25 protein-coding genes are annotated in these 26,457 nt (G+C 63.4%); 16 read left to right on the top strand and 9 right to left on the bottom strand.

The window, feature by feature from the left end; genetic code table 11:
- Positions 1 to 14: 14 nt before the first annotated feature.
- The 5 genes from MRY75_RS12725 to MRY75_RS12705 form a co-directional block, all read right to left on the bottom strand.
- Positions 15 to 806 (bottom strand): ABC transporter permease, encoded by a 792-nt coding sequence (locus MRY75_RS12725; protein ID WP_292308371.1) that lies wholly within the window; start codon positions 804 to 806, stop codon positions 15 to 17.
- A complete protein-coding gene (locus MRY75_RS12720) occupies positions 803 to 1,519 on the bottom strand; it encodes an ABC transporter ATP-binding protein (protein WP_292308369.1) in 717 nt (238 codons plus the stop codon). Before MRY75_RS12720 ends, MRY75_RS12725 begins: the two co-directional genes overlap by 4 nt.
- Before the next feature lie 178 nt (positions 1,520 to 1,697).
- Complete coding sequence (locus MRY75_RS12715; protein ID WP_292308367.1) at positions 1,698 to 2,144, bottom strand: hypothetical protein; 447 nt, start codon at positions 2,142 to 2,144, stop codon at positions 1,698 to 1,700.
- A gap of 42 nt (positions 2,145 to 2,186) precedes the next feature.
- Positions 2,187 to 3,155, bottom strand: coding sequence for a YVTN family beta-propeller repeat protein (locus MRY75_RS12710; protein WP_292308365.1), 969 nt, complete (start codon positions 3,153 to 3,155; stop codon positions 2,187 to 2,189).
- Between the two features lie 82 nt (positions 3,156 to 3,237).
- Entirely contained in the window at positions 3,238 to 4,416 is a 1,179-nt protein-coding gene (locus MRY75_RS12705) for an ABC transporter substrate-binding protein (protein ID WP_292308364.1), read from the bottom strand.
- 179 nt (positions 4,417 to 4,595) lie between these two features.
- Here MRY75_RS12705 and pedF point away from each other — a divergent pair, with 179 nt between their 5' ends.
- The 6 genes from pedF (at position 4,596) to MRY75_RS12675 (ending at position 10,624) form a co-directional block, all read left to right on the top strand.
- Complete coding sequence (pedF, locus tag MRY75_RS12700) at positions 4,596 to 5,294, top strand: cytochrome c-550 PedF (protein ID WP_292308361.1); 699 nt, start codon at positions 4,596 to 4,598, stop codon at positions 5,292 to 5,294.
- Positions 5,295 to 5,301: 7 nt separating this feature from the next.
- Positions 5,302 to 6,198, top strand: a complete 897-nt coding sequence (locus tag MRY75_RS12695) for a transporter substrate-binding domain-containing protein (RefSeq protein ID WP_292308391.1) — start codon at positions 5,302 to 5,304, stop codon at positions 6,196 to 6,198.
- An 84-nt stretch (positions 6,199 to 6,282) separates the two neighbouring features.
- On the top strand, positions 6,283 to 6,807 hold the full coding sequence (locus tag MRY75_RS12690; RefSeq protein WP_292308360.1) for a CoxG family protein: 525 nt from the start codon (positions 6,283 to 6,285) through the stop codon (positions 6,805 to 6,807).
- A 54-nt stretch (positions 6,808 to 6,861) separates the two neighbouring features.
- Entirely contained in the window at positions 6,862 to 7,347 is a 486-nt protein-coding gene (locus tag MRY75_RS12685) for a (2Fe-2S)-binding protein (RefSeq protein WP_292308357.1), read from the top strand.
- A 97-nt stretch (positions 7,348 to 7,444) separates the two neighbouring features.
- Entirely contained in the window at positions 7,445 to 9,820 is a 2,376-nt protein-coding gene (locus MRY75_RS12680; protein WP_292308355.1) for a xanthine dehydrogenase family protein molybdopterin-binding subunit, read from the top strand.
- Positions 9,821 to 9,835: 15 nt separating this feature from the next.
- The gene (locus MRY75_RS12675; protein WP_292308353.1) at positions 9,836 to 10,624 is read left to right on the top strand and encodes a xanthine dehydrogenase family protein subunit M; all 789 of its coding nucleotides are present in this window, start codon (positions 9,836 to 9,838) and stop codon (positions 10,622 to 10,624) included.
- 155 nt (positions 10,625 to 10,779) lie between these two features.
- Here MRY75_RS12675 and MRY75_RS12670 read toward each other — a convergent pair whose 3' ends face one another.
- Positions 10,780 to 11,652, bottom strand: coding sequence for an FAD:protein FMN transferase (locus tag MRY75_RS12670; RefSeq protein ID WP_292308352.1), 873 nt, complete (start codon positions 11,650 to 11,652; stop codon positions 10,780 to 10,782).
- Positions 11,649 to 13,760, bottom strand: coding sequence for a 4Fe-4S binding protein (locus MRY75_RS12665; RefSeq protein ID WP_292308350.1), 2,112 nt, complete (start codon positions 13,758 to 13,760; stop codon positions 11,649 to 11,651). Before MRY75_RS12665 ends, MRY75_RS12670 begins: the two co-directional genes overlap by 4 nt.
- A gap of 89 nt (positions 13,761 to 13,849) precedes the next feature.
- Between MRY75_RS12665 and MRY75_RS12660 the strand changes: the two genes are divergently transcribed.
- From MRY75_RS12660 to MRY75_RS12650, 3 genes are all read left to right on the top strand, one after another.
- Positions 13,850 to 14,599 (top strand): ABC transporter permease, encoded by a 750-nt coding sequence (locus MRY75_RS12660; protein ID WP_292308348.1) that lies wholly within the window; start codon positions 13,850 to 13,852, stop codon positions 14,597 to 14,599.
- A 374-nt stretch (positions 14,600 to 14,973) separates the two neighbouring features.
- A complete protein-coding gene (locus MRY75_RS12655) occupies positions 14,974 to 16,089 on the top strand; it encodes a hypothetical protein (protein ID WP_292308346.1) in 1,116 nt (371 codons plus the stop codon).
- Positions 16,090 to 16,188: 99 nt separating this feature from the next.
- Entirely contained in the window at positions 16,189 to 16,917 is a 729-nt protein-coding gene (locus tag MRY75_RS12650) for an RlmE family RNA methyltransferase (protein ID WP_292308343.1), read from the top strand.
- A gap of 79 nt (positions 16,918 to 16,996) precedes the next feature.
- Here MRY75_RS12650 and MRY75_RS12645 read toward each other — a convergent pair whose 3' ends face one another.
- Entirely contained in the window at positions 16,997 to 17,209 is a 213-nt protein-coding gene (locus MRY75_RS12645) for a hypothetical protein (RefSeq protein ID WP_292308341.1), read from the bottom strand.
- 56 nt (positions 17,210 to 17,265) lie between these two features.
- The gene (locus MRY75_RS12640) at positions 17,266 to 18,324 is read right to left on the bottom strand and encodes a GlxA family transcriptional regulator (RefSeq protein WP_292308339.1); all 1,059 of its coding nucleotides are present in this window, start codon (positions 18,322 to 18,324) and stop codon (positions 17,266 to 17,268) included.
- Here MRY75_RS12640 and MRY75_RS12635 point away from each other — a divergent pair.
- The 7 genes from MRY75_RS12635 to MRY75_RS12605 all read left to right on the top strand — a co-directional run bounded on the left by MRY75_RS12635 (position 18,293) and on the right by MRY75_RS12605 (position 26,135).
- The gene (locus tag MRY75_RS12635) at positions 18,293 to 19,207 is read left to right on the top strand and encodes a 3-keto-5-aminohexanoate cleavage protein (RefSeq protein WP_292308337.1); all 915 of its coding nucleotides are present in this window, start codon (positions 18,293 to 18,295) and stop codon (positions 19,205 to 19,207) included. The two genes, MRY75_RS12640 and MRY75_RS12635, sit on opposite strands and share 32 nt — an antisense overlap.
- A 1-nt stretch (position 19,208) precedes the next feature.
- Complete coding sequence (locus tag MRY75_RS12630; protein ID WP_292308335.1) at positions 19,209 to 19,832, top strand: SGNH/GDSL hydrolase family protein; 624 nt, start codon at positions 19,209 to 19,211, stop codon at positions 19,830 to 19,832.
- On the top strand, positions 19,829 to 20,590 hold the full coding sequence (locus MRY75_RS12625) for an SDR family oxidoreductase (RefSeq protein WP_292308333.1): 762 nt from the start codon (positions 19,829 to 19,831) through the stop codon (positions 20,588 to 20,590). The genes MRY75_RS12630 and MRY75_RS12625 overlap by 4 nt, the downstream gene beginning before the upstream one ends.
- Entirely contained in the window at positions 20,587 to 22,002 is a 1,416-nt protein-coding gene (locus MRY75_RS12620) for a carnitine 3-dehydrogenase (protein ID WP_292308332.1), read from the top strand. The genes MRY75_RS12625 and MRY75_RS12620 overlap by 4 nt, the downstream gene beginning before the upstream one ends.
- Complete coding sequence (locus MRY75_RS12615) at positions 21,999 to 23,159, top strand: acyl-CoA dehydrogenase family protein (RefSeq protein WP_292308330.1); 1,161 nt, start codon at positions 21,999 to 22,001, stop codon at positions 23,157 to 23,159. The genes MRY75_RS12620 and MRY75_RS12615 overlap by 4 nt, the downstream gene beginning before the upstream one ends.
- 184 nt (positions 23,160 to 23,343) lie before the next feature.
- Positions 23,344 to 25,353 carry an acetate--CoA ligase family protein gene (locus MRY75_RS12610; RefSeq protein ID WP_292308328.1) on the top strand — a complete coding sequence of 670 codons (2,010 nt, stop codon included), beginning with the start codon at positions 23,344 to 23,346 and terminating at the stop codon, positions 25,351 to 25,353.
- Positions 25,350 to 26,135, top strand: a complete 786-nt coding sequence (locus tag MRY75_RS12605) for a carnitinyl-CoA dehydratase (protein WP_292308326.1) — start codon at positions 25,350 to 25,352, stop codon at positions 26,133 to 26,135. Before MRY75_RS12610 ends, MRY75_RS12605 begins: the two co-directional genes overlap by 4 nt.
- Positions 26,136 to 26,457: the final 322 nt, after the last annotated feature.

Raw genomic sequence — 26,457 nt, 5'->3', positions numbered from 1 at the left:
CCGATGGTCGTAGATCAGCCTTTGCGCGTCATCATCCCCCGCGCCGGGTCATAGCCCCAGACCGCCAGTGCCATGAACGCCACCGTGGCCAGCGCGGTCCACAGAAACGCCATCCCGTTCCACTCCACATACAGCGCAAACCGGATCAGCTCGACCCCGTGGGTGAACGGATTGGTGGCACAGATGTCGTGCAACAGCTCCGAGCTTTCGGCCATCTTCCACAGCGGGTAGAGCGCCGACGAGAGAAAGAACATCGGGAAAATCACGAAATTCATCACACCAGCAAAATTCTCGAGCTGCTTGATGAAGCTCGACAAAGCCAACCCCAGCGCCCCCAGCATCAACCCCGCCAGCATCAGCGCGGGCAACACGGCCACATAGCCCAGCGGCGGCAGCGTGATGTCGAAAAGCCATGCCACCAGCAGGAACGCATAGACCTGCAGGATCGAAATGATCGTGCTGCCGAGAAGCTTGCTGAACAAGAGCCACGCCCGCGACAGCGGCGCGGTCAGCAAAAGCCGCATCGATCCCATCTCGCGGTCATAGACAAGGCTGAGCGAGGACTGCATCCCGTTGAAGAGCAGGATCATGCCGCAGAGCCCTGGCACGATATAGGTCTCGTAGGTGATATAGGTCTGATAGGGCGGCGTGATCGAGAGACCCAAGGCCGCGCGGAAGCCCGCAGCGAAGACCAGCAGCCACACCAGCGGGCGCACGAGGGCCGCGATGAACCGCTCGCGCTGATGCACGAAGCGCAAGGCCTCGCGCAGGACGATGGCCCGCATGGCGATCAGCGCGTGCCTCATGCCGGTGCCCCCGTCATCTGCGCGAAATAGGCGGGCAGGGGCTTTTCCCCGCGCAGGTCGCCGCAGAGGCCATCCGCCAGCACCTGACCGCGATGCAGCAGGATCACCTGATCTCTGTCCCGCACCTCATCCGTCAGATGGGTGGCCCAAAGCACCGTCACCCCGGTGTCCAAACACAGATCATGGATGTGCTGCGTCAGCCCCGCCCGCGTGGGCGCATCCAGCCCCACCGTCGGCTCGTCCAGCAACAGCACCTTGGGGTCATGCAACAGCGCGCGCGCAATCTCGGTCCGCCGCCGATGACCGCCGTTCAAGCCGCGCGCCTTTTCGCCCGCACGCTCTGCCATGCCAAGCCGCTCCAGCGCCGCGTCGATCCGTGTGTCCGCCTCCCGCCCCGTGATGCCGTGCAGCGCCGCGAAATAGCGCAGGTTCTGCCGGACCGTCAGATCGAGATCCAGCGTGGTCTGCTGAAACACCACCCCCAGATCGGCCATTGCCGCCAAGGGGGCCACCTTCAGATCATGACCTGCGATGGAAATCGTGCCATCCTGCGTCACGAAAAGGCGCGTCAACAGCGAGAACAGCGTCGATTTCCCGGCGCCATTCGGGCCGAGCAAGGCCGCAAACTGCCCGTGCCCCACCGAAAAGGACAAAGCCTCCAACGCGGTCTTGGGTCCATAGGAGAAGGACAGATCAGAAACCTGCAAACTCATCCGCGTGACCCGTCCCGTCTTCTCTGGTTCTCAAATACTTCGGGGGAGCGCCGCAGGCGCCGGGGGCGTCGTCCATTGGGCTTGAACCAATGGCGCTCGATGGACGACCCCCGATTTTGCGTCGACGCAAAATCACGATGCGTCGACGCATCGTTCACGCCCTGCAACCCGTGTCCTGTCATTCGATGGTGATGTCCAGCCGCTGGGTCTCTCCGGTCGAGCCCGGAATACGCAAAAAGTATTGACCCGGCTTGATCGCGACAAATCCGATTTCCATCGTACCGGCGTCGTCGAACTCGATGGAGTTGATCCCAAGCGGCCGGATTTCGAGATCATTCACCACGATCTCGTCGATCCAGATTGCCCGGAAGAACTCGGACCCTTCCAGCGCCAGCTCCGCCGAGCCGTCGCCTTCGATCTCGAACTCGTAATAGGTGCCCGAGGTCAGCACCCAGGGGGCCTCCGCCAGCGGCATGCCGGAACTGAGCGTGATCGGCGGAAGTTCCGCCTTGTTCGCGGAGGACAGGATGCCCGCGCGCCCCCATTGATCGCGCGGCGCGCCATCGGCAAAGGCCAGCGCCGGCACGAGGGTCAGAGCGGCGCAGGTGGTCAGAAAATGTTTCATATCAGTCTCCTGAGGGGCAATTGTGAAGTATTGGATGAAGGCTCAATCCGTCGGGCGGAAGGCTGCGCCCCACGGAAACCGGCCGACCTTGATGCTCTTGATGGCCTTGCGGCTGGCCACGTCGATCACTGTCACATCACCAGAGACACCGTTGGTGGTGAAAAGCTGGCTGCGGTCGCGGTTGAAATCCATGTGCCAGACGCGACGGCCGACAAGGATGTATTCCTCGACCTCGTAGGTCTCGGCATTGACCACGGCGACATGGTTCGACGGCCCGAGTGCGACGAAGGCGTGGGTGTCACCGGTGGTGAATTCGAACCCGACAGGCTGCACCCGGTCGGGATGGATGTTGTCGATGTCGAAGTCGATCTTGGCCTTCTCGGTCTGTGTTGTGACATCGAAGACGGAAATCGTGCCGCCAATCTCGGCGCTGACCCAAAGCTCGGTGCCGTCCTTGACGAATTCCGCATGGCGCGGGCGGGAATCGACCAGTGTGTTGGCGAACAGCGTTTGTGTCTCGGTGTCGATCCAATGCGCCATGTTGGTCGTCTCGGAGGTGGTGATGGCGATCTTGCCATCCGGTGACACGGCCATGCCTTCGGGTTCGATGCCCACGTCGATCTGCGCCACCACCGTGCGGGTTTCGGTGTCCACCACCGTGGTGATCGCGTCGTCTTCGTTGGCGATGTAGAGATGCCGGTTGTCCGGGTGCAGCACGAATTGCTCGGGATCTTCGCCCGAGGGCAGGTCGTGCAGAATTTCGCCCGTGTTCGGGTCCATCACCTGCACCGCGTCACTGTCCGAGGCGCAGATATAGACGACCGAGAAATCTTTCGAGAAGGTGATCCCGCGTGGCCGTTCGCCGGTTTCGATGGTGCGCACGACTTCCATCGTTTCGATATCGATCACGCTGATCGTGTCGTCTTTTTCGTTGGTCACCCAGATCTCGTCGGCCAGTGCCGTTGTCGACAGCAGTGCCGCGGTCAGGGTGGTGAGGATCGGCAGTTTCATCGGTGTCGGTCCTTTTGGTTGATGTCGGATCGGGGGCCAGCCCCCGAACCCCCGGAGTTTATTTGGCAAGATGAAGGAGCAGTCAGTTGTCGAACGCGGTGCAGCCGCTTTCGGGTTGGTCGAGGCCCAGCGTGTCAAGCTCGGTGCGCTGGTGCAGGAAGCCTTCCAGCGGGGCCTGTGCGACCAGCGCGCGTTCCTGCACAAGCGGGATCGGCTGGCGAAGCTGGCCGTTCCAGCTGCGGAAGGTGAGCGGCGCGCCCTTGAAGCCCGCCAGTTCGAAGTCGGGCGAGAGCATGAAGCTGCGCAGCGTCTCGGCATCGGCGGCACCGGTGCGGGTGACGGCCTCGCCGATGGCGCGCATGGCGGCCCAGGCGGCGTAGTCGCGGTCCAGCATCGGGCGCTCGGCCAGTTTCTCGAAGCGGGATTGCAGCTGCGCGGCCCCCCATTGTTCCACGACGCGGTGCCAGGCCACCGGGCGCAGCCCTTCGGACCCGGCGACGGGGCGGGGCCGCCAGGTGTTGTAGGAAATGTAGCGCGCGAAATCATCGGCCGCGTCCGCCACCAGCAGAACGTCATAGTCGCCCAGGTCCTGCGTGAAGAGCGGCACCTCCTGCGAGGCGTTGCGGCGCATGTCCGCATCGAAGACCCAGGTCTTGCGCGCGCCGAAGGACAGCCCGAACTTGCGCGCCGAGGCCTCGAGCGTGTCGGCCCAGGCCTGATCGTCGGGGCGGTCTCCGGCGATCAGCGCGATCTCGTCCCAGCGCCGGGTGACGAAGAACTGCATCAGCGCATCGGCCCGCATCGCGTCCGAGGGCAGGGTGTGTAACAGCCGCGCCCGGCACCCGGTACCGCGCAGCGCCGCGTCGCCGGAGCCGGAATTGAACAGAAGCGCGCCCGCCGCTTCGGGCAGGTCGGCGGCCTGCAGGATCTGGTCGGTCCCGGCATCCAGCACCAGCAGGTCGGTTTCCGCGAGGGCCGCGCGCACGGCTTCGGCGAAATCCTCGCCCTCGTAGACCTCGGTCACGGTCAGCGCGTAGGTCTGGCCCAGGAACCGGCCGGTCGTGCTGTTGTCCTGCAGGCCCAGTTCCGCCCCGACCATCCCCAGGTCCTCGGGGATCGGATCGAGATTGGACAGGGTGGGCGGCGTTTCGAGAACCTGCTTGAGATAATGGATGTTCACCGCAACTTCCGCCATGGCGGACGTGGCGATGCCGACCGTCAGAACGGACGCAAGTGCACACGCAAGACGTGATGTCTTCATCGACAGGTTCCTCCCTTGGCAAAACCTAGTCACAGGCGGCACGAACCGCGAATACGACCATGGTCCAGTGCGTCCGGGGCCGGAATCCCGCTGTCGCGCCACGAAAGTCCAATACCCGCACCGACCTGGCCTCGGTACACATCCGGCAAGACACGAGACTGTGCCTGAGGAGGACCACCATGACCGCGACATTCTTCAAATCCACCTGCGCCGCGCTTGCGCTGACAGCCGCCGCCAGCCTGGTTCACGCGCATGGCGACGTGGCCCCGCAGGCCGTCGACACCACCGGCCTTCCGGCCACCGGCGACGAGTGGCTGACCGAGAACCCCTATCGCGCCGAAGCGGCCGGGGAAGAGGTCTGGGCCCGCGCGGTCGAGATCGGGGCGTCCGGCTACAACCAGAACTGCGCCCGCTGCCATGGCCTCGAGGCGATCTCCGGCGGCCTCGCCCCCGATGTGCGCTTCCTCGAAGCCGAGGAATATGGCGACGAATGGTTCATCGAACGCTTCCGGTTCGGCTATACGCAGAACGGGATCACCAAGATGCCGGAGTTCGGCGAATTGCTGGGGCAGGACGCGGCCTGGGCCATCCGCACCTATATCGAAACGCGCCCCGATGATGTGTCCATGGAAGAGGTGGCAGACGAGCTCAAGGCGCTGCGCGACCAGATCGCGGGCTATGCGACCGATGCGTCGGCGGCGGATGCGGACGCGCTCAAGGCCCGTCTGAGCGAAATCGCGGCCGGTATCGAAACCGTCTCCGGGGCACCGGTGGCCGACAGCGCGGCCTTCCGCGCAGCCAATATCATCGACGGTACGGAAGACGCCTATGCCCGGGCCGCCGAGGCCTTGACCATCGGATTGTCTGCTGCACACTGACGCCATGATGATCCTGTTGCGCGCAACATGCCTCATGACCGCGCTGGCCCTGACCGGACCTGTCTGGGCCAGTGACCCCTGCGCCGATTACGTCCCGCAGGCCAGACCGCAGAATGCCAGCCGGGACATCGTCGGGCAGGACATCGACCAGATCATGGACCGGGGCTTCATGACCTTCGCGGTCTACGAGGATTACCCGCCCTACAGCTGGGAAGAGGCCGGACAGCCGCGCGGTGTGGATATCGACATCGCGCGGATCGTGGCCGGGGATATCGGTGTCGAACCCCGGTTCAAATTCGTGGCGGCCGGGGAGAACCTCGATGCCGACCTGCGCAACAACATCTGGCGCGGGGCCGTGATCGGCGGGGCCGTGTCCAACGTGATGATGCGCGTGCCCTATGACAGCGCCTTCAACTGCCGGGTGGAACAGGTGGTCTTCACCGGTCAGTACATGACCGAAAGCATCGCCATCGCCTATTCCAAGGCGGATTACCCCGATGGCGGGCCGGTTCCGGCCTATTTCCGCTTCGATACGGTGGCGGTCGAGAACGACTCGATCGCCGATTTCTACCTGACCGGCTTTGCCGGAGGCCAGCTGGCGCAGGGTGTGCGACGCTATCCGACCATGCAGGCGGCGATGGACGCGCTGAACGCCGGTGAGGTGATGGCCGCCATGGGGCCGCTCGCACAGCTCGAATTCGGTATGGGCGAAGGGGTTGCAATCCACCAGCCTCCGCTGCCAGGGTTCGCCAAGTCGAAATGGACTCTCGGCACGGGCAGTCACTTTGCCTATCGCGGGCTGAGCTACATGGTCGATGATGCCATTCTTGCCGCCCTTTCCGATGGGCGGATTGCCGCGATTTTCGAAAGTTACGGGCTGACGCACCAACCGCCCGAAAGATAGCTTTCACCAACATGTTAAGCCATTGGTCTTATATGCCCCGGGGGTTCAACACCCTAGGCTGACCTCCAAAGAAGGATCACACCCATGCAGATGACCGATTCCCGCACGATTGCTGCCACCCCCGAAGAGGTCTGGGCGGCGATCCTCGATCCTGAAGTGCTCAAGCAATGCGTCCCCGGCTGCACCGAAATGAGCGGCTCTGCCGAAGAGGGGTTTGAAGCCACCGTCGTGCAGAAGGTCGGACCGGTGAAGGCGACGTTCCAGGGCACCGTCGTGCTGTCGGACATGGTGCCGGGCGAGTCGCTGACGCTGACCGGCGAAGGCAAGGGCGGGGCGGCCGGCTTTGCCAAGGGTGGGGCCGATGTCAAACTGAAGGCGGTCGAGGGTGGCACGGAGCTGCACTACGATGTCGAAGCCAAGGTCGGCGGCAAGCTGGCGCAGCTGGGCAGCCGCATCATCGACGGCTTCGCCAAGAAGATGGCCGATCAGTTCTTCACCAATTTCCAGTCTGTCGTCGAAGGCCCGCAGGATGCCGAGGGCGATGCCCCGGACGAGGGTGGCGACGGCGAAGGAAAGAAAAAGGGCTGGTTCAAGAAACTCGTTTCTTGATTGCCCCAAGCTTCTGAAACACAGTTGAATTTGAATACCCACGGGAGGAGTTAGATGACGAAGGTAACAATGACGGTGAACGGCAAGACCGTTTCCGGCGAGGTGAAGGGCAACACGCTCTTGACCGAATTCCTGCGCGAGGACCTGCGCCTGACCGGAACCCATGTCGGCTGCGACACGTCCCAGTGCGGCGCCTGTGTCGTGCATGTGAACGGTGAGGCCGTGAAGTCCTGCACCATGTTTGCCGCCGAAGCCGACGGCGCCGAGGTCAAGACGATCGAAGGCATGGCCAATGCGGACGGATCGCTCAGCGTGATCCAGCAGGCCTTCCAGGATTACCACGGTCTTCAGTGCGGGTTCTGCACGCCAGGCATGGTGATGTCGGCGGCCGCGCTGCTCAAGGAAAATCCCAAGCCCACCGAGGCGGAAGTCCGGGACTACCTCGAAGGCAATATCTGCCGTTGCACCGGATACCACAACATCGTGCGCGCCATCATGGCGGCAAGCGGTCAGGACGTGCCCGCAGTCGCAGCCGAATAATTCAGAACACGTACCGCTCATCCACCCCTGTCCGGGGTGTCTTCGCGAAGAAAGCCGACAGGCTTGAAGAGCGTTCCGCAACTTGGAGGAGAATAATATGCCGAAGGATCATGGCATCGGCGCAAGCCAGAAGCGGCGCGAAGACGTCCGCTTCCTGACGGGTGCCGGCAATTATACCGACGACATCAACGTACATGGCCAAGCCTATGTGCACTTCCTGCGCTCCGACATGGCGCATGGCAAGATCAACAGCATTGACACCAGCGCCGCCGAAGGCATGCCGGGCGTCGTGCGCATCTTCACCGGCAAGGATTTTGAAGGTGTAGGCGGTCTGCCCTGCGGCTGGCAGGTGACCGACAAGAACGGCGATCCGATGAAGGAACCGCCGCATCCCGTGCTCGCGCAGGGCAAGGTGCGCCATGTGGGCGATCCCATCGCCGCCGTTGTGGCCGACAGCCTTGAACAGGCGCGCACCGCGGCCGAGGCCATCGTCGTCGACATCGAAGAGCTGCCGGCGGTCGTTGACATGGCCAAGGCGCTGCAGTCTGGCGCCACAAAGGTGCATGACGATCTGGCCGACAACCTCTGCTACGACTGGCAGTTCGGCACGGACACCGCGACCACGGATGCGGCGTTCAAGAACGCAGCCCATGTGACGACGCTGGAACTGGTGAACAACCGCCTCGTCGCCAACCCGATGGAGCCGCGCGTTGCGGTGGGGGACTATTCCCGCGCCAATGACGAGCACACGCTCTACACCACGTCGCAGAACCCCCACGTGATCCGCCTGCTGATGGGTGCCTTCGTTCTGGGCATCCCCGAGCACAAGCTGCGCGTTGTGGCGCCCGATGTGGGTGGCGGTTTCGGCACCAAGATCTTCCACTATGCGGAAGAGGCCTTCTGTACCTTCGCCGCCAAGGCCTGCAACCGTCCGGTCAAGTGGACCTCGACCCGCTCCGAGGCGTTCATGTCCGATGCCCATGGCCGCGACCACGTGACCAAGATCGAACTGGCGCTCGACGCGGACAACAACTTCCTCGCGGTCCGCACCGACACGCTGGCCAATATGGGCGCGTATCTCTCGACCTTCTCGTCCTCGGTGCCGACATGGCTCCACGGCACGCTGATGGCGGGCAACTACAAGACCCCCGCGGTGCAGGTGAACGTGAAGGCCGTCTTCACCAACACCGTCCCTGTGGACGCCTATCGTGGTGCCGGCCGCCCCGAAGCGACCTTCCAGCTCGAGCGTGTGATCGACAAGGCCGCGCGTGAACTGGGCGTCGACCCGATCGCGCTGCGCCGTCAGAACTTCATCACGCAATTCCCCTATGCCACGCCCGTCGCCGTCGAATACGACACCGGCGACTACGAAGCGACCATGGCCAAGATGGAAGAGCTGATGGACATCCCGGGCTTCGCCGCACGTCGCGCCGAGTCCGAGAAGAACGGCAAGCTGCGTGGTCTCGGCGTCAACTGCTTCATCGAAGCCTGCGGCATCGCGCCGTCGAACCTCGTCGGTCAGCTCGGCGCCCGCGCCGGTCTCTATGACGCGGCCACCGTCCGGGTGAACGCCACCGGCTCCATCTCGGTGATGGTCGGCGCACACAGCCACGGGCAGGGACATGAAACCGTGTTCCCGCAGGTTGTGGCGGAAATGCTCGGCATCGACGAGTCGATGGTCGACATCGTCCATGGCGACACCTCGAAGATTCCCTTCGGCATGGGCACCTATGGCTCGCGCTCGCTGGCGGTCTGCGGCTCGGCCATGGTGCGCGCCACCGAAAAGATCATCAACAAGGCCAAGAAGATCGCCGGCCACCTTCTCGAAGCCTCCGACAGCGATATCGAGCTCAAGGACGGCAAGTTCACCGTCGCGGGCACCGACAAGTCGGTCGCCTGGGGAGATGTGACACTCGCCGCCTACGTGCCGCACAACTACCCGCTGGAAGAGATCGAACCGGGCCTCGAGGAAACCGCCTTCTACGATCCGGCCAACTTCACCTACCCGGCAGGCGCCTATGCCTGCGAGGTCGAGGTCGATCCGGACACCGGCAAGGTCACCATCGAGAAGTTCGTTTCGGCGGACGACTTCGGCAATGTCGTGAACCCGATGATCGTCGAAGGCCAGGTCCATGGCGGCATCGCCCAGGGCATCGGCCAGGCGCTTCTGGAAAACTGCGCCTATGACGAGAACGGCCAGCTGCTCAGCGCATCCTATATGGATTACGCCATGCCGCGCGCCGACGACATCCCGCATATGGCGAACTACGTGGTCGACCATTCCTGCCAGACCCCCTGCACCCACAACCCGCTGGGCGTGAAGGGCTGCGGCGAGGCCGGAGCCATCGGGTCCCCGCCGACAGTGGTCAACGCGGTGATCGACGCGCTGCATTCGGGCGGTCACACCCACGTCAACCACATCGATATGCCCGTGTCGCCCTCGCGCGTCTGGGCGGCGATCAACGGCCAATAAGGGAGGGCCAGAGACATGTATAGCTTTGACATTCAACGGCCGACCTCTGTTGCCGATGCCGTGGCCGCACTGGGCGCGGAAGAGGCACAGGCGCTGGGTGGGGGGCAGACCCTCATCCCGACGCTGAAACAGCGCCTCGCAGCTCCGTCGGTTCTGGTCAGCCTCGGCGCCATCGCGGAAATCAAGGGTGTCTGCACCGGCGATGACGGCGCACTCTGCATCGGCGGCGGCACCACACATGCCACCGTCGCAAAAGAGGCAGCCTCGAGCTACCCGGCGCTGGCGTCGCTCGCCGGCCATATCGGCGATCCGGCGGTCCGCAACCGCGGCACCATCGGCGGCAGCCTCGCCAACAACGACCCCTCCGCCTGCTATCCGGCAGCGGCTCTGGGCTCGGGCGCGACCATCGTCACCAACACCCGCTCGATTGCGGCAGATGACTACTTCCAGGGAATGTTCGCAACGGCGCTGGAGGAAGGCGAGATCATCACCGAGGTCCGCTTCCCGGTGCCGGAGAAAGCCACCTACATGAAGTTCGAACAACCCGCCTCGCGCTTTGCGCTGGTCGGTGTGTTCGTGGCGAAATACGCCGATGGTGTGCGCGTGGCCGTCACCGGTGCCTCGGAAGACGGTGTCTTCCGCTGGACCGAGGCCGAAGCGGCGCTGTCGTCGAATTTCTCGGCGGATGCGGTTCCGGCAGCGCCCTCGGGCGACGGCATGATCTCGGACCTGCACGGCTCGGGCGCCTACCGCGCGCATCTCGTCGCGGTGATGACCAAGCGGGCTGTTGCCGCCGCAGGCTGATCCGATGCGTCATTGAGACAGGAAAGCCCCGGTTTTCGAACCGGGGCTTTTTCATATGCGGCGCACGATGCGCCGACGCATCGTGATTTTGCGTCACCGCAAAATCCTGGGGGTGCTACCCCCAGACCCCCGAAGTATTTTTGAACCAGAGAAGATCAGACGGTCTGAAGGTTGCCGTCCGCATCCACCAAAGTGATCCGCTTCAGCCCTGCGGTGACCTTGAGCCGTTCAAGGGCAGGGCGGTCCATGAAGACCGCTGCCGTCGACAGCGCATCCGCCATCGTGGCCGAGGGCGCCTCGATGCTGACCGTGGACCAGATCGGGCGTTCGCCCCTTGGGCCAAGGATATGGGATCGCGCGCCCAGCGACATTGCGGCGGGGCTGGATGTGGCGATGGCCATGTCGCGCAGCTCGCGCGTGCCCAGATGGCCATGGGTCGGGTCTTCAAGACCCAGCGTGAACGGCCCGCCCAGTGCGGCTTGTTCGCCGATATTGACCAGTGCGGTCTCGGCCCCGTGTTTGCGCAGCAAGAGCCGCATCACATCCGTCGCAAAACCCTGTGCGATCCCGTTGAAGGTCAGCGCCTGACCGCTTTGCAATTCGATCATCCGGTCGGAATAGCGCACGCGGTGCCAGCCAAGGGCGGCGCGGGCAGGGGTGGTGTCGCGCCCCGTGGCCAGCGCCTCCCACAGAGGCTGGATCGTTGGATCGAACAGCCCGCCGCTCAGGCGATGCGCCTCGTCCGCGCGGGCCATGAGTGTCCGCATAAGCGCATTGGGGGCGCGCAGGCGGCCCATCATGTTCAGCCGGCTCAGATGCGAGGTCGGGCGAAACAGGCTGAACGCCTCTTCGAAATTGACCAGCAGGCGCGGCACGTCGGCCAGCGCCCGTTGCGTCATCTCGCGCGGCCCGTGCAGCGTCACTGACACCTCTGCCCCCAGCGCCTGACCCGACCATGTGTCGGCCCGGGCAAGGGCAGGGGCACAGGCAAAGGCGGCGGCAAGGGTCAAAAAGCGGCGTCGTTTCATTCGGCAGGCACCGTGTTGGGATGGCCGAGGTTGCGCGGGGCCCGGCGCGCCGCCCGACCCTTGAGGATCAGCGGCACGCACTGACCCGCGTCATCATGGATGGTCACGCAATCAAGGCATTGGAAACATTCGGAATACTGGATCTTGCCGCTTGGTGCGATGGCCTCGTAATTGCATTTCACCCGGCACAACTGACAGGGCGATCCGCATTCCACCCGGCGCGGAATCCATCGCCGAAGCCGCAGCACCCCGCCGATGGCCATCAGTGCGCCCAGCGGGCAGAGATAGCGGCAGAAGCCTTTGAAGACGACCATGCCCAGCACCAGCCACAGCGCCGCGTAGGCGACATAGTACCATTCGCGGACAAAGAAGGTGGTGATCGCGGTCTTGAACGGTTCGATCTCGGCCGCCTTGTCCATGTAGGACGGCGCAAACAGGGTCACGGCCACCAGCCCGGCAAGGGCCACGTATTTCAGGGTCTTCAGCCGCGCATCCCAGCGCGCGCTGGGTTCGATCCTGGGCAGGCGCAGCAGGCGGCCAAGGTGATGGGCGAATTCCTGCATCGCGCCGAACGGGCAGAGCCAGCCGCAGAAGAGCCCACGCCCCCACAGCACGAAGCCCAGGATCACCACAGCCCAGATCAGCAGCGAGAACGGATCATAGAGCAGGAACGCAAACGACCCGCCCGCCATCGCGGTCTGCAGCGCCGCCAGAGGTGTCACGATGGAGAGCTGCCCCTGTCCCCACCAGCCGACAAAGCCCAGCACTCCGGCCAGAATGCCCAGCCGCACCGGCGTGAACGCCGCCAATCCCGCAAGCCAGCTTTGTGCTCCCAATAGCACCGCGACCAACCCGGCGAGGACCACCGCCAGCACGATCAGATCGGTCTGCCGGTTCAGGATCGCCTCTTTCCAGGGGGGCAGCTTTTCCACCACCACGGGGCGGGCAAAGAACCTCTCATCCGTCACATGGGTCGCGGCAAGTTGCACCGATCCGATCTCGGGCTGGAACATCCCGTGTTCGCGCACCGCTTCTACCGTCATCGTCCACTCGCGGGTCGGATCGAACCCCAGCCGCCGGTCGGTGCGCAGGATCATTGCCACACCGTCATGCAGATCGTCGGGCACCGCGTCGCTCAGTTCGACAAACAGGTCCGCATCCCGCAGCGCCACCGGGAACCCTGACTGCTCGGCCCCGATCCAGTCGGGCGCGGTGTTGCGCACGAAGTCCTCGGACACCAACCCGTGCCGCGCGGTCTCGATCACGAGGATCGGCTCGTCGAAGGTCGAGATCGACATGAACCGGTCCAGCTCCTCGAGCGTGTCCTCGTCCAGCAGCACCCGCGCGATCGACTTCGGCCCCACATCCGCGATCCAGAGGTCGAGATAGGGCGCATCCGGGTCGTCCAGAGCCTCGGCGTCGTCATCCTCCCACACCGTGCCCGCGAACAGCGCCTGCACCTCGGCATTGGTCGCCACCCGCCGCGTGATCAGGCCCTGCGTGACCAGATCGTCCCAGCTCAACACCTCGACATAGTCCGGATCGGGAAACGCCGGCGGCCCCGACGCGATCCCCTGCATCTTCTCGCGCGCCACCTGCAGGGCCGCCGCCAGCACGCTCTCGTGCGCGATCCGCACCGAGGCCGTCGCCTTTGTCACGCCATCGAGATAAACCAGCCCGCCGCCCCCGGTCGCCCCGCCATAAGGCGTGCCCACCACCAGCGAGTCGCTGATTGAATGGCCGCGATACTGCTCGAAGAACGCGTGAAACGGCGCTTCCCCCAGACCCGACACGAAAATCGGCTCGTTATGCGTCAGAAGCTGCACATCCAGGAACCGCCCGTCCAGATCGAGCACCACCAGCACATTGATCGGCGCGCCGGAAAAGCCGGGCAGGGCGGCCATCGGCTCGGTCTGGAACACGTAGCCCGCATGCGCGCCGCCCGAGTTCAAAAGCTCGTACACCCCGTTGTCCGAGATCAGCGCCCCAAGGCTCATCGGCGCATAGATCCGCGCCGCGATCTCCTCTTCCGACAAGACCTCGGCCACCGCGCAAACGGCACTCAGACACCACAGAACCGCGGCACATATGAAACGAAGGCCTCCCATGAGCGCGACCATAAATCCGCTTTCCCGCACCGCCCTATTGGACCTTCGTCCAACAGTCACGCCACCGTGAGATCCCCTATGCTGCCCCCATGCGCGCACCACCCCATGTCACCCTGATCTCGCTCGCCCTGCTGATCGCCGCCTGGACGCTGGGCGCCTGGGCGATGAACGACGCCGACATCCTGCCCACCCCGCTCGCCGTCTGGCACGAGATCGCGGACGAAAGCGCCTCCGGTGCGCTCTGGTATCACATGGCCAACACCCTGCGCCGCGTCGCTCTGGCCTTCACCCTCGCCATGGCCGTCGGCATGACCCTCGGCATCGCCATGGGCCGGTCCGAGAAGCTCAACATGTGGCTCGACCCGTGGGTCACCGTCTTTCTGAACCTGCCCGCGCTGGTGATCATCGTGCTCTGCTACCTCTGGATCGGGCTGAACGAGGTCGCGGCCATCATCGCCGTCGCCCTCAACAAGACCGCCATGGTCACCGTCACCATCCGCGAGGGCGTCCGCACGCTCGACCGCGGAGTGGCCGACATGGCGCAGGTCTACCGCCTGACGCCGATGACCCGCCTGCGCCACATCATCTGGCCGCAACTGGGGCCGTTCGTCGCCACCAGCACCCGCAACGGGCTGGCCGTGATCTGGAAAATCGTGCTGGTGGTCGAGTTCCTCGGCCGCTCCAACGGCGTCGGCTTCCAGATCCACCTCTATTTTCAGCTCTTCGACACCGCCACCGTCATGGCCTACGCGCTGGCCTTTACCGGAGTAATGCTGAGCATCGAATACGGCCTCGTCCAACAATGGGAGAGGCGGTCGAGCGCGTGGCGTCGCGCCTGACCCCGGAGAGGCTGGCGCGTTTCACGAACCCAAGAGGTCACCCCCAGCCCGGCACGGGCCAGCGCCCGTCCGCCCCCCGGGCGGGCGCTTCTGCACTGACATCACGCCGAAGCGCCGTTATCCTGAGCCAACCGGAGCGCCTCGCTCCCCCGTCACAGCGCCCACCCCGGACGGACGCTGGCACGTTCCTATTGATAAATTGACCGTTGAAGCCGTGCATTGCCCGTAGCAAAATTTAACAAATTCAGGGCAAATATTCGTTCAAACGCTTTTTCGCAAACGCATCTTTCTCGACAGTAATCACTGGACATTCTTGGCGGCTAGTTCGACGGTAGATACTGTGTAGATGCTTGTTCGAATCGTTTAGGTTGAAAATGAACACTGAGAAATTATCGCAATTAGTTGAAAGTATTTTGTCGGAGGAGGGCAAATTTGGGACTCAAGGAAATCTTGATAGCGTCGCCAACGCTTTGTCTAATCTAGCGTCTCAACCACAGGAGCCGCGACATCAATCTGAACTTGTTAAGTCGCTTAGTAACTTGGAGACTTCTGTCGCTAGCTTTGTGGCTTCATTTTCTCCTAGAGATTACGAGAGGGTTCAGCATCTTTTTCCAGGTGACTTTGAGAGAGACCTTGTTTCTGAAATCCGGAAGTGGATTTCAGAGAATCCAATGTCACCGAATGTCGTTAGTCAGAAAGTCAACACTCTTCGAGATGAGAGGCAGCAAGTATTGTCTTATCTCCAAAGTTTTTCCGAAAGTCTTGGTTTTTTTGGATTTGATTATGATGAACTAGACGAAGGCACGGCGGAACTAGGATTTCAAATACCACGCGAATTATTCAGTAACAATTTAGATGGGCTTATTGAGGAGTTAAAACAGACGCAACGAATGCTGCGATTTGTTTCTGAGGCTCGAACAGGAAGCTACAATCCTGCAGTTGTCGGTTCTATATCAACTACTGATCCGTTGTTCTTTTTGGGTGTCTCGGTTCCTGTTGCTCAACAATTTGGTTTGCTTGTAACATGGGCCATAGGTGTGTGGTACACGGTCGAAAAGATCAGAAAAATACGTGCAGAAACTGCTCAAATTCAAGCATTCACAGAAGCCGAAATAAAGAAGATTTTTGATAGTAAGATACAGGAGCAGATAAATCAGTCAGTTGAAGCTAAAGTTAAAGAAATTCTAGAAAACGGAAATGCACCGAAAAATCGACATGGTGAGTTAAGTGGAGCATTGACTTGGGTTCTTGAAGCACTACTTGCGAAAATGGAGCGGGGCTTAACTGTCGAACTTCGCCTTCCACCTCCTCCGAATGAAGAGCTTGACGAAGAGATTGATGAAGAGACGGGGCAGACAAGTGAGCCGTCTAATGAAATGAAGGCTTACACTGACCTGCTGGATATTCAATCAAAGCTTCAATTTCCGAATATGGGTGATACCCCTGTTTTGGAAATTCCAGAATTCAAAGAAACTAATCGAAAAAAGTAATTTCTTACAGCAGTGCCGATCGCAAGTTCTGTTAATCCCCATGACCTTCCCCCAAACCCATGCTACACCGCCTTCCAAACCATCACGAAGGGCGCAGACATGGCCAAGACCCCAGACGGCAAGAACACCTCCGGGCGTGGACAGCGGGACCTCAAGGTCAAGGTGAAATCCGCGCGGGGTCGCAAGCTCAGCTCGACCCGCTGGCTGCAGCGGCAGTTGAACGATCCTTACGTCAAGCGCGCGCAGGCCGAGGGCTACCGGGGCCGCGCTGCCTACAAGATTCTCGAACTCGACGAAAAGTACCGCTTCCTCGTCCCCGGCGCGCGCGTCGTCGATCTGGGCTGCGCCCCCGGCGGCTGGTGTCAGGTCGCCGTCAAGCGGGTGAATGCCCTGGGCGAGAAATCCGGCAAGAAGATCGGTACCGTGCTGGGCATCGACCTGCAGGAGGTCGAACCCATCGCCGGGGCCGAGATTCACCAGCTTGATTTTCTCGAGGACGATGCCGACGAAAAGGTAAAGGAATGGTTGGGCGGCCGCGCGGATGTGGTCATGTCCGACATGGCCGCCGCCAGTTCCGGCCACAAGCAGACCGACCACCTGCGCATCATCCACCTCTGCGAGACCGCCGCCCATTTCGCCTTCGACGTGCTCGAAGACGGCGGCACCTTCGTCGCCAAGGTTCTGGCCGGCGGGGCCGAGGGCGAATTGCAGAAGCTGCTCAAGCAGCGCTTCACCAAGGTGATGAACGTCAAGCCGCCCGCGTCCCGCTCCGACAGCTCCGAGAAATTCGTCGTCGCAACCGGGTTCCGGGGCACGCCCGAGGCCTGAGCCGTACGGTTCGACCGGATTTCAGGCGCAATCGTACGGTTGGGCCTGAACCGTACGGATGAACCGTACGAAACGACCCTTACCGTACGGATGAAACGTCCGCTTCACGGGGGCGCAGCGTACGGATCGCCCGTTCCCGCAGGCTCAGCGCGATGTCCGGGCGCTGCATCTCGGGGCCGGAATAGGCCCGTCCCATGCCCGTCTGAAGCTGTTCCTGACGGTGCAATTCGAACAGTTTTGCCCGACGCGGATCGGTGTGACCTGCCGATTGCAGGTCCGGATAATGTCGCATGAAGCCTCCCCAGGCGGTGTGACAGGGGGCCGTAATGTCCTGAAATTATGGTGTTTTCACGGCAGAGAGGTGGCGCTTTCGCCACGAAGCGCCCGCGGCGCGGAACCAAACCGTTTCCGGAATGCCCGCGTCAGCGCCGTCGGATCCTCGTACCCGCACCGCACCGCAATCTCCGCAATGCTCGCCGTAGACCCCTCCACCAAAGCCTTCGCCGCACTCAACCGAATATGCCGATACACCCCCCCCGGCGTCATCCCCAACACCGCCCGACAGCGCCGTGTGAGGGTGCGCGGACTGGTGTTCAGACGTGCGGAAAGGTCATTTATATCAATCGGTTGCTCGATGTTCTCGCGCATGATCCGGGTCGCGCGCGTCAGCAGCGGATCGCGGATCGACGGCAGCGCATCGCTCCTCACCGGCGGCGTGAACAGCGCATCCACATCCAACGCCACCGCCGGACCGACATCCCGCGCAATCAGGTGTCGGCTCAGCCCCAACGTCGCCGACGCCCCCGCACAGGTGAGCACGTCGCCATCCTCGACCCACAGCGCCTGTTCCACGTCAACATCCAGAAAACGCTCGGAAAAAGCGTCGAGCAGATCCCAATGCACCGTCGCCCGCCGCCCCGCGAGCAACCCCGCCGACGCCATCAGCCACGCCCCCGCATCCAGCCCGAACATCGCGCCACAGCGCCGGTCGGCGTGCAGCAACGCGCGACGGGTGGCGGGGGTGTCATTGGCAAGATGTCCATAACTTGCAATGACATAGAGCCGGTCGACGCGGGTCAGGTCACTGATTTTACCATTTGGTAAAACCGCCATCCCCGAGCTTGACCGCACGGCATCACCATCGAGGCTGTAGAACGCCCATGAATACACCGGCGCATCGGCAAAGCTGTTGGCCGCGCGCAAGGGTTCAAGCGCGTTGGACAGGCACAGGTTGGAAAACCGGTCGATCAGCAGGAACCCGATTTTCAACCGCGCGGCAGAGGAATCTGGCGGGTTTTGCATGAAGCTGACCGTATCCGCATGGTTGAGGGAAAATCCAGTGCCAAACTCCGGCAAAAGACGAGGGAGGATCACCATGCCGCTTACCATGACCCAAGACGTCTTCATCACCTGCGCCGTCACCGGATCGGGCGGCACGCAAGACCGCAGTCCGCATGTGCCGCGATCCCCGAAAGAGATCGCCGACAGCGCCATCGCGGCGGCCAAGGCAGGGGCGGCGATTGTGCATTGTCATGTGCGCGACCCGGAAACCGGCGCCCCGTCGCGGAAGCTCGAATACTACCGCGAGGTGACGGACCGCATTCGGGATGCCGATGTCGACGTGGTGCTGAACCTGACGGCGGGGATGGGGGGCGACATCACCTTCGGCTCGACCGAACAGCCGCTGCCGGTGAACCCGAACGGCACCGATATGGTCGGGGCCGAAGAGCGCGTGGCGCATGTGGCCGAGTGCTTGCCGGAGATTTGTACGCTCGACTGCGGCACGATGAACTTTGCCGAGGCCGATTACGTGATGACCAACACGCCGGGCATGCTGCGGGCGATGGGTAAGATGATGACCGATCTTGGAGTGAAGGCCGAGATCGAAGCGTTCGACACCGGGCACCTGTGGTTCGCCAAGGAACTGGTGAAGGAGGGTGTGCTGGAGGACCCGGCGCTCGTGCAGCTTTGTATGGGGGTTCCTTGGGGTGCGCCGAATGACCTTAACACATTCATGGCGATGGTGAACAACGTCCCGGACACCTGGACTTTCAGCGCCTTCTCACTGGGGCGCAACCAGATGGCCTATGCTGCGGCGGCCGTTCTTGCAGGGGGCCATGTGCGGGTGGGGCTTGAGGACAACCTCTGGCTCGACAAAGGCGTGCTGGCCACCAACGCGCAACTCGTGGAACGGGCCGTGGGCATTGTCGAAGGCATGGGGGCCAAGATCATGGGACCGCAGGCTGTGCGTGACAAGCTGGGCCTGACCAAACGCGCGCCGCGAGGCTGAGATGGCGGTCATTCTCTGTTACGGCGACAGCAACACGCATGGGACCAAGCCGCTCACGCAGGTGGGCAAGTTTGAACGCCACGGTCCGGGTGATCGCTGGCCCGACGTCATGGCGGCAGCCCTTGGACCCGATCATACGGTCATTTCCGAAGGCTTGCCGGGGCGGACAACGGTCCATGATGATGTGGTTGAAGGCGGGATGCGCAATGGCCTGACCGTTCTGCCCGCGATCCTGCACAGCCATCGCCCGATTGACCTGATGGTCCTGATGCTGGGGACGAATGACCTCAAGAACCGGTTTTCTGTGACAGCGTTCGAGATTTCTCGTTCTCTGGAACGGCTCATCGTCATGACGCGGAACGAGATCGACGTGCCGGACATCCTGCTTGTCTCTCCTGTGCCGGTGAAAGAGGCGGGTGTGCAGGCACATGCCTTTGCCGGAGCCGAGGCGCGGCAGGTTGGTTTGGCGGAGCATATTGCGGCGGCGGCGGAGCGGCAGGGCTGCGGCTTTCTGGAGGCCGGGCGACATTTGGCCGTGTCCGATGTTGACGGCATCCATTGGGAAGTGGAGGCGCATCACGCCTTTGGGGCGGTGATAGCCGAGGCTGTGGCGGCGCGGCTGTGAGACATGTGGTGATCACCGGCGGCGCGTCAGGACTCGGGCGCGCAATGGCGGAACGGTTTTTGGCCGAGGACGACCGCGTTGCGATCTGCGATGCGGACCCTAATGCGGTGGCGGGGTTTGCCGAGGCGTATCCCGACCACATCGCCTGCGTGGCGGATGTGACGAACGAGGCGCAGATGCAGGCGGTCTTCGACCGGATCGACGCCGCGTGGGATCAGGTCGATGTCGTCTGCGCCAATGCCGGGATCGGAGGGCCTGCGGGGCGGATCGAAGATCTGAGCCTTGCGGACTGGAACCGCTGTGTGGAGGTGAACCTGTCGGGCACGTTCCTCACCTGTCGCTGGGCCGCGCGGCGGATGCGGGCGGTGGGGCAGGGGCTGATCGTGCTGACCTCTTCGACCGCCGGGCAGTTCGGCTATCCGCTGCGCTCGCCTTACGCCACGGCGAAATGGGGCATCGTCGGCCTGACCAAGACCCTTGCGATGGAGCTTGGCCCGGCTGGGGTGCGTGTGAACGCAATCTGCCCCGGTGCCGTCGAAGGCGACCGGATGGACCGGGTGGTGGCGATGGAGGCCTCGGCCTCGGGCAAGACCCATGACGAGGTGCGCGCGCTTTACGTCAAGGGCGTGTCGCTTCGGTCGTGGGTGACGGCCGAGGATGTGGCGGACACGGTGGCGTGGCTCGCCTCGCCGCAGGCGAAACGGATTTCAGGCCAGATACTGGCCATCGACGGACATACGGAGACTTTGACACCATGACCAAGGTAGCGGCCATCATCGGCGGTGGCGTGATTGGCGGCGGCTGGGCCGCGCGGTTTGCTTTGATGGGGTGGGAGGTGCGCGTCTTCGACCCCGATCCCGAAGCGGAACGCAAGATCGGCGAGGTCATGGGCAACGCGGGCCGCGTGCTGCCGATGCTCTATGAGGCGCCCATGCCGGCGCGCGGGACGATCACCTATGTCGGGTCGGTGGCCGAGGCGGTGACGGGCGCGGACTGGATCCAGGAAAGCGTGCCGGAACGGCTCGACATCAAGCACCGGGTGATCGCCGAGATACAGGCGGCCTGTCCCGAAGACGCGGTGCTCGCCTCGTCAACATCCGGGTTCAAGCCGTCCGAGTTGCAGGAAGGCGCCGCACGGCCCGGCCAGATCATGGTCGCGCATCCGTTCAACCCAGTCTACCTTTTGCCGCTGGCTGAACTGGTGCCGAGTGCGGCCTGTGACGACAACATAGTGGCGCGGGCGAAAGACATCCTGACCGCCATCGGGATGTATCCTCTGCACGTCCGGGCCGAGATCGACGCCCATATCGCCGACCGGTTCCTCGAGGCTGTCTGGCGCGAGGCGCTCTGGCTGGTCAAGGACGGGATCGCCACGACCGAGGAGATCGACAACGCCATCCGCTATGGGTTTGGTCTCCGTTGGGCGCAGATGGGCCTCTTCGAGACTTACCGAGTGGCGGGCGGCGAGGCCGGGATGCGGCACTTCATGGCGCAGTTCGGGCCGTGCCTGCAATGGCCCTGGACCAAGCTGACCGATGTGCCGGAGTTCACGGATGAGCTGGTGGACCTGATCGCAGGCCAGTCGGACGCGCAATCCGGACATATGGGCATCCGCGATCTGGAGCGCCTGCGCGACAACAACCTTGTCGCAATCCTGCGCGGGCTGAAGCAGCAGGGGGCGGCTGCGGGCAAGCTGATCCTCGACCATGACGCCACGCTGCGTGGGCCACTAGGGACCGAAGTGCCGCTGGTGACCGTGCGCCGCGTTGTGCCGGTCGACTGGACGGATGCAAATGGCCACATGAACGAAGGCCGCTACGGGCAGGTCTTCAGTGATGCGTCTGACGAATTGATGGTCCATGTCGGCGCGGATCGCGCCTATGTGGCGGCGGGCAACAGCTATTTCACGGCCGAGTCGACGATCAAATTCCTCAACGAGACCCATGCGGGCGAGGACATCTACGTGACCACGCGGGTGACGCTGGGCGAAGGCAAGAAACTGCGCCTCTGGCACGAGATGCACCGCGCGTCGGATGATGCGGTTCTGGCGACCTGTGACCAGTTCCTGCTGCATGTATCCCTGGAGACGCGCCGGTCCTGTCCGCCGTTGCCGGAGGTGCAGACGGCGGTCGAGGCACTTGCGCTGAAGCACGCGGAGGCGGCGGCATGAATTTCGGACTGAGCGATGAGCAGGAGATGATCGTCTCCACCGTGCGCGAGTTCGTGGAGCGGGAGATCTATCCGCACGAAACGGAGGTCGAGCGGACGGGCGAGGTGCCGCATGACGTGGCACAGGAGATCAAGCGCAAGGTGATCGAGCTTGGCTTCTACGCCTGCAACTTTCCCGAAGAGGTGGGCGGCGCGGGTCTGTCGCATCTCGATTTCGCGCTGGTTGAACGGGAGTTGGGGCGCGGGTCGATGGCCCTGACGCATTTCTTCGGACGGCCGCAGAACATCCTGATGGCCTGCGAGGGCGATCAGAAAGAGCGGTACCTGCTGCCTGCGGTCCGGGGCGAAAAGATGGACGCACTCGCCATGACCGAACCCGAGGCCGGATCGGACGTGCGCGGCATGTCCTGCACCGCGCGGCGCGATGGGGGCGATTGGGTGGTCAATGGAACCAAGCATTTCATCTCGGGCGCGGATCACGCGGATTTCTTCATCGTCTTTGTGGCCACCGGAGTTGATGAGACCCCGAAGGGGCCGAAGAAACGCATCACCTGTTTCCTTGTCGATCGCGGTCATCCCGGCTTCACCGTGCGGGATGGGTACAAATCGGTCAGCCACCGGGGCTACAAGAACTGCATCCTCGAATTCGATGAGTGCCGCCTGAGCGACGCTCAGGTGCTGGGCGCGGTCGATGGCGGGTTCGAGGTGATGAACACCTGGCTCTATGCCACGCGGATCACGGTGGCGACGATGAGCGTGGGCCGGGCGCGGCGCGTGTTCGATCATGCGCTGACCTATGCGGCCGAGCGCAGGCAGTTCGGCCAGCAGATCGGCAAGTTCCAGGGGGTCAGTTTCCAGATCGCCGACATGATCACCGAGATCGACGCGGCGGACTGGCTGACGCTATCGGCGGCGTGGCGGCTGGATCAGGGACTGCCCGCGAACCGGGAGATCGCGAGCGCCAAACTCTATGCCTCCGAGATGCTGGCGCGGGTGACGGATGCGACGCTGCAGATCCATGGCGGGATGGGACTGATGGACGACTACCCCATCGAACGGTTCTGGCGGGACGCGCGCGTCGAGCGGATCTGGGACGGCACATCCGAGATCCAGCGCCACATCATCAGCCGCGATCTGCTGCGGCCCTTGAGAGCGTGACGCCGGTGACGTTGGTGAGGTCTGCAACCGGCCACGGCGCAAATGCGCACGCAGCCGGCGCGTCATGGGCGCCATTCGGCCTCGTCACGACAGCCAAGGAGGCCACGCCCGTTAACCCGATCTTCAGCGCGGCGTCCGATTCTTCGCAGAAGAATCGACGGGCGACCGATGCAAGGAACCTGCGATGAATCCCAAGGCGCTCGACCGGCTCTTCCGCCCCACATCCGTCGCGGTGATCGGTGGGGGGGCGTGGTGTCGTTCGGTCATCACCTCACTCGATCGGATCGGGTTTTCGGGTCCGGTCTGGCACGTGCATCCCACTGCGCCGGATGCAATCCGGTCGATTGCGGATCTGCCGGTTTCGCCCGACGCCTGTTTCATCGGGGTCAACCGCACCGCCACCATTTCCTGCCTGGCGGAGCTTGCCGCACATGGCGCTGGTGGTGCCGTCTGTTTCGCCAGCGGCTTTGCCGAGACCGGTGACGGTGTTGCCCTGAACGCGTCCCTGCTCGAAGCGGCCGGTGACATGGCTCTTGTCGGTCCGAATTGCTACGGCTTCGTCAACGCGCTCGACCGTGTCGCGCTCTGGCCGGATGTACATGGCCTTGTGCCGGTCGCCTCCGGCGTGGCCATCCTGACGCAGAGTTCGAACATCGCGCTGAACCTGTCCATGCAGCGGCGTGGCCTGCCCATCGCCTTTCTTGGAACAGCAGGCAATCAGGCCCAGACCGGGCTGAGCCACATGGCGCTTGAGCTCATCCGGGACCCCCGGATTACGGCGCTGGGTCTGCATGTCGAAGGTGTGGGCGACCTCGACGCCCTGCAAGCCCTCATGCAGGAGGCGCAGCGCCTGAGAAAACCGGTCATCGCACTCAAGTCCGGCCGGTCCGAGGCCGCACAGACCGCGGCCCTCTCGCACACCGCATCGCTCGCCGGATCGGATGCCGGCGCGGGCGCACTCTTTGACCGATTGGGCATTCTGCGGGTCCGTTCGCTCGACGCGCTGATCGAAGCGCTGAAACATGCACATCTGTATGGGCCGACGGAACCGGGGGCCATCGCGTCGCTCTCCTGTTCAGGGGGCGAGGCGAGCCTGATGGCCGATGGCGGTGCGGCGCGGGGGCTTGGCTTTGCGCCCTTGACCGACGCGCAGGACCGCGCGCTGGAACGGGTTCTGGGCCCGATGGTGACGCGGGCCAATCCGCTCGACTATCATACCTTCATCTGGAACGACGCGCCCCGCATGGCCGAGGTCTATGGCATCATGGCCTCCGGGCCAGCGGCGCTGACGGTGGTCGTCGTGGACTATCCCAGACCCGACCGCTGCCAGACCGATGCCTGGGACTGCGTCGAGGAGGCCGCGCGTGCCGCACGGCAGCAGACCGGAAACCGGATCGCGCTGCTCACCTCGCTGTCGGACTCGCTGCCGGAAGACAGGGCGGAGCGTCTGATGCAGGCGGGCATCCTGCCGCTCCACGGGCTCGACGCGGCGCTGGATGCTCTGGCCGTGATCTACGCGCCCCGCATTGCCGCCGATCCCGCCCGACCCATTCCGCGTCCAGGGCTTGCGGGCGAGGACGTCCTGCGGGACGAGGCCGAGGCCAAATCCATCCTGATGCGCCAAGGGCTAGATGTGCCGCGTCACGCGCAGGCCGAGAGCGCCGAGATGGCCGGTGAGGTGGCGGAACCGCTTCTGCCGGTCGTGCTCAAGGCGCGCGGGATGGCGCATAAATCCGAGCATGGCGGCGTTGCTCTGGGACTAACGTCGTCGCAGGAGGTGATCGCGGCGGCCCGGGCCATGGGTACCGCCAGCTTTCATGTCGAAGAGATGATCGCGGACGGTGTTGCCGAACTCCTCGTGGGCATCGTCGCCGACCCCGCGCATGGCTACGTGCTGACACTCGGGGCAGGGGGGGTGCTGACCGAACTTTGGCAGGATGTCTGTCATCTTCTGGTGCCCGCAACAGAACCCGAGATCGACGCCGCCCTCGACTCTCTGCGCATCGTGCCGATGCTTCAGGGCTACCGGGGCATGCCGGCCGGCAATCGTGCAGCGCTGAGGGCGGCAGTGATGGCATTGCAGGACCACGTGGTTGCGAAGGCGGGCCGTGTGATCGAGATTGAAGTGAACCCACTGATCGTCACCCCGACCCGCGCGGTGGTGGCGGATGCGCTGATCCGGGAGGAGCGATGATGGACACCCCGCTGCATGTGATACGAGACGGCCATGTGCTCGAAGTCGTGCTGAACCGCCCCAAGGCCAACGCCATCGACCTTAAGACAAGCCGCCTGATGGGCGAGGTGTTCCGCGACTTCCGCGACGATCCCGACCTGCGCGTGGCGATCGTGACCGGGGCAGGGGACAAGTTCTTCTGCCCGGGCTGGGACCTGAAGGCGGCCTCGGAGGGGGATGCGGTAGATGGCGACTACGGCGTCGGCGGCTTCGGTGGCCTGCAGGAACTGCGCGATCTCAACAAGCCGGTGATCGCTGCCGTGAATGGCATCTGTTGTGGCGGTGGGCTGGAACTTGCGCTCAGCGCCGACATCATCCTCGCCGCGGATCACGCCAGTTTCGCGCTGCCGGAAATCCGCTCCGGCACCGTCGCCGATGCCGCGTCGGTGAAACTGCCCAAGCGCATTCCCTACCACATCGCGATGGAGATGCTGCTGACCGGGCGGTGGCTCGACGTGGACGAGGCGGCGCGCTGGGGGTTCGTCAACCATGTCCATCCCGCTGCCGACCTGATGGCTGAGGCACGCAAGTTGGCCGAGCTGCTCGCCTCCGGCCCACCGCTTGTCTATGCCGCGATCAAGGAGATCGTCCGCGATGCCGAAGATACGGCGTTCCAGGACATGATGAACCGCATCACCAAGCGCCAGCTGGGCACCGTGGATGTGCTCTATGCGTCCGAAGACCAATTGGAAGGCGCACGCGCCTTCGCGGAAAAGCGCGATCCGGTATGGAAGGGACGGTGACTCGCGTGCTCCTGTCCGCCTGACGCAGGGTCACGTGTGGGTAAGCCTGTGGATAAGCGGCGGGCTATGTCTCAGGACATGATATCAGAATGTGTGTCGGGGTGCTCGGATCAATGAAGCGAAGAAAAAATTCATTAAAATCAAATGCATGACGGAAATATGACGAATTCTTCGTGTTCCGTGTTTTTTCCTCTTGCGGTCTGCGGGCGCCGACTCTAAATACCCCTTCACCGGCGGCGCTGAGGTGGACGTTGGGACGCTGGACGGGACGACGGGCTTAGGTTCGGGTTGATTGGAAGGCGGATAATTCAGGGGTAGAGCT

It is taken from the genome of Marivita sp., from assembly GCF_022763305.1.
Taxonomy (GTDB): Bacteria; Pseudomonadota; Alphaproteobacteria; order Rhodobacterales; family Rhodobacteraceae; genus Marivita.
The sequence above is the reverse complement of the archived record's forward strand: the minus strand, read 5'-3'. Positions and strand labels throughout refer to the sequence as shown.